Genomic DNA, 3,514 nt, shown 5'->3' on the forward strand with positions numbered 1-3,514 from the left:
GTCCGGACACCGACCGCACCCGGGCGGGCCTCCGCGCTCCGGCCGGCCCTGGCCGGTGCCGCCGTGGCCGGGACCGTGCTGGTGTCCGCCCTGGTCTGGGCGCTGTGGCCGCAGGACGGCGCCGCGGGTGCGGACCCGGCAGGACCCTCGCACTCCGCGTCGGCCCCCACCGCGCACACCTCGGGACCCACCGCCCCGCCGAGCGCGTCCGCGAAGCGGCGCGATCTGCTCACGCCCGACGGCATCCGCACCGCCGTGCGGGCGCTCGGAAAGGCCACCGGCACGGACCGGATGTGCGACTTCACCGTCTACCCGGACCACGTGTCGGCGAGCGTGATGGCCGACGGCAGCAGGACGCGCTACGACGCCTGGACCTACTTCCCCGACCGTGGCGCCGAGAAGGGCATCATCAGCGGCACGGTGACGTCGATGCAGAGCCCCTTCGACATCGACAGCCTCGACTGGGACGCCGTGCCCGGCCTGCTGGCCGAGGCCCGCAAGACCCTGGGGGTGAAGGATCCGACGTCGCGGTACCTGGTGGTGAAGGCGCCGGACCCGACCTTCCACACATCGCTCGGCATGATGATGTACCTGTCGAACGACTACCACGAGAGCGGATACGTGGAGACGGACGCGAAGGGCACCGTCCGGCGGACGGTGCCCTTCGACGGCGGCTGAGGCTCAGGCCTGCGGGGACTGCGCCGCGCGGCGCGGCAGCTTCCAGCCGGGCCGCGGGAAGTGACAGGTGTAGCCCTCGGGGTAGCGCTCCAGGTAGTCCTGGTGCTCCGGCTCGGCCTCCCAGAAGTCGCCGAGCGGCTCGACCTCGGTGACGACCTTGCCCGGCCACAGGCCGCTCGCGTCGACGTCCGCGATGGTGTCCAGTGCGGTGGCGCGCTGCGCCTCGCCGTCGAAGTAGATCGCGGACCGGTAGCTGCGCCCCAGGTCGTTGCCCTGGCGGTCCTTGGTGCTCGGGTCGTGGATCTGGAAGAAGAACTCCAGCAGGTCCCGGTAGCCGGTCGCCGACGGGTCGAAGACGATCTCGATGGCCTCGGCGTGGTCGCCGTGGTTGCGGTACGTCGCGTTCGGAGTGTCCCCGCCGGTGTAGCCGACGCGCGTGGACAGCACGCCGGGCAGCTTGCGGATCAGGTCCTGCATCCCCCAGAAGCAGCCGCCCGCCAGTACGGCCTTCTCGGTTTCCTTGGTCATGCGACGCTCCCTGTACGACATGGCAGGGCCGACCTTCGTGCCCGCCCACGGGTGTGCAACAGTCGCGGCGCCCGGTCTATGCCCGGCCGCCCGACAGGCACCCAAGCGAGCCTATGGCATGTCATAACTTCGCCTTATGAGCCCATAGACCGGACCCGTCTGCCGACTAAGGCTTGCCTTACTTTAAGATTCCCTTCGAGTACCCCTGGACCACTCGAAGGGAACCTGAACATGCCCCGCCCCCTGAGGGTCGCCATTGTCGGAGCCGGACCCGCCGGCATCTACGCCGCCGACGCGCTGCTCAAGTCCGAAGCGGCCTCCGATCCGGGGGTGTCCATCGACCTCTTCGAGCGCATGCCGGCCCCCTTCGGCCTGATCCGCTACGGCGTCGCGCCCGACCACCCGCGCATCAAGGGCATCGTCACGGCCCTGCACCAGGTGCTCGACAAGCCGCAGGTCCGCCTGTTCGGCAACGTCGACTACGGCACGGACATCCACCTCGACGACCTGCGCTCCTTCTACGACGCGGTGGTCTTCTCGACGGGCGCCATGGCCGACCGCGAGCTGCGCATCCCCGGCGTCGAGCTCGACGGCTCGCTGGGCGCGGCGGACTTCGCCTCCTGGTACGACGGCCACCCGGACGTCCCGCGCACCTGGGACCTGTCGGCCGAGAAGGTCGCCGTGCTCGGCGTCGGCAACGTGGCGCTCGACATCGCCCGCATCCTCGCGAAGACCGCCGAGGAGCTGCTGCCGACCGAGATCCCGCCGAACGTGCACGAGGGCCTGAAGGCGAACAAGGCCCTGGAGGTCCACGTGTTCGGGCGCCGCGGTCCGGCGCAGGCCAAGTTCAGCCCGATGGAGCTGCGCGAGCTCGACCACTCGCCGAACATCGAGGTCATCGTCAACCCCGAGGACATCGACTACGACGAGGGCTCGATCGCGGAGCGCCGCAAGAACAAGCAGACCGACATGGTCGCCAAGACCCTGGAGAACTGGGCGATCCGCGACGTCGGCGACCGCCCGCACAAGCTCTTCCTGCACTTCTTCGAGGCGCCCCAGGAGATCCTCGGCACCGACGGCAAGGTCGTCGGGCTGCGCACGGAGCGCACCGAGCTGGACGGCACCGGCAACGTCAAGGGAACCGGGCGCACGACCGACTGGGACGTCCAGGCCGTCTACCGCGCCGTCGGCTACCTCTCCGACGAGCTGCCCAAGCTGCCGTGGGACGTCGCCACCGGCACCGTGCCCGACGAGGGCGGCCGGGTCATCGAGGAGGGCGGCACGCACCTGTCCTCCACGTACGTCACGGGCTGGATCCGGCGCGGCCCGGTCGGCCTCATCGGCCACACCAAGGGCGACGCGAACGAGACGATCGCGCACCTCCTCGAGGACCACGCCGCGGGCCGTCTGCAGACGCCGACGACGCCCGCGCCCGAGGCCGTCGAGGCCTTCCTCGGCGAGCGCGGGGTGCGCTTCACCACGTGGGAGGGCTGGTACCGGCTGGACGCCGCGGAGAAGGCGCTCGGCGAGCCGGAGGGCCGCGAGCGCGTCAAGATCGTCGAGCGCGACGCGATGCTCGACGCGAGCGGCGCCTGACCCGACGCCCCGTCCGCGTGTCACGAGCCGCCGGTCCGCTGCTGCGGGCCGGCGGCTCGCCCGCGTCCGGGGTCCGTCCCGGTGCGTGCGCCCCGTACCGGCGGGACGGACCGGCCGGACGGCGGGCCGGGGGCGGTGGCGGGTTAAGCTGACGGACGCTGTAGTTGCATCCTGAACTTAATGCGTCGCGCGGTCGCCCGCCGCCGCCCCGCCGCCCTGGAGGCGCCGTGCCTCACATCACCGTCGACTACTCGCCGCGCCTCGGCGGGGCCTTCGACCGGCCCGCCTTCGCCACCGCGCTGCACACCCTCGTGGTGGAGGCCGCGGGCTCCCAGGGCACCTGCAAGGTCTTCTTCCGCGCGGCCTCGGAGACGTACGTCATGGGCGGCGAGGACCCGGCGATCCCGGTCGTGCACGTCGAGGTGGCCCTGCTGCCGGGGCGCAGCGAGGGCACGCTGACGCGGCTGTCGCAGCGCGCCCTGCGCCTGCTGCGCTCGTTCGTCGTCCCCGACGCCGTGTGCTCGGTCGAAGTACGCCAACTGGACGCGTACAGCCTCGATCCGACGCGCCTGTCCCCCGCGGCGCCCGGCGCCCGGGCCGTGACGGCGCGGGGCCGCCGGTGCGAGGCCGCGGCCGCGGCCGAGCCCCGCGACGGGGTGCTGGTGCGCCGTCCCCGCTGCTGAGCGCGGTGTGCGGCGGCCGGGCGCATCGG

General features: G+C 72.2%; 3 protein-coding genes and 1 pseudogene. 3 read left to right on the forward strand and 1 reads right to left on the reverse strand.

Annotated elements, in window-relative coordinates; all coding sequences use genetic code 11:
* A pseudogene (locus GTW43_RS08880) lies at positions 1–678 on the forward strand (serine/threonine protein kinase); the annotation flags it as partial.
* Positions 679–681: 3 nt separating this feature from the next.
* On the opposite strand, the gene msrA reads toward GTW43_RS08880, so the two are convergent.
* Entirely contained in the window at positions 682–1,206 is a 525-nt protein-coding gene (msrA, locus tag GTW43_RS08885) for a peptide-methionine (S)-S-oxide reductase MsrA (protein ID WP_161301080.1), read from the reverse strand.
* A 231-nt stretch (positions 1,207–1,437) separates the two neighbouring features.
* On the opposite strand from msrA, the gene GTW43_RS08890 reads away from it, so the two are divergent.
* Together GTW43_RS08890 and GTW43_RS08895 are read left to right on the forward strand one after the other, a co-directional pair.
* The gene (locus GTW43_RS08890; RefSeq protein ID WP_161301081.1) at positions 1,438–2,802 is read left to right on the forward strand and encodes an FAD-dependent oxidoreductase; all 1,365 of its coding nucleotides are present in this window, start codon (positions 1,438–1,440) and stop codon (positions 2,800–2,802) included.
* A 227-nt stretch (positions 2,803–3,029) separates the two neighbouring features.
* Positions 3,030–3,485 (forward strand): 5-carboxymethyl-2-hydroxymuconate delta isomerase, encoded by a 456-nt coding sequence (locus tag GTW43_RS08895; RefSeq protein ID WP_237536489.1) that lies wholly within the window; start codon positions 3,030–3,032, stop codon positions 3,483–3,485.
* The last annotated feature ends 29 nt before the right edge of the window (positions 3,486–3,514 follow it).

The organism is Streptomyces sp. SID5785, assembly GCF_009870065.1.
Classification (GTDB): Bacteria; Actinomycetota; Actinomycetes; order Streptomycetales; family Streptomycetaceae; genus Streptomyces.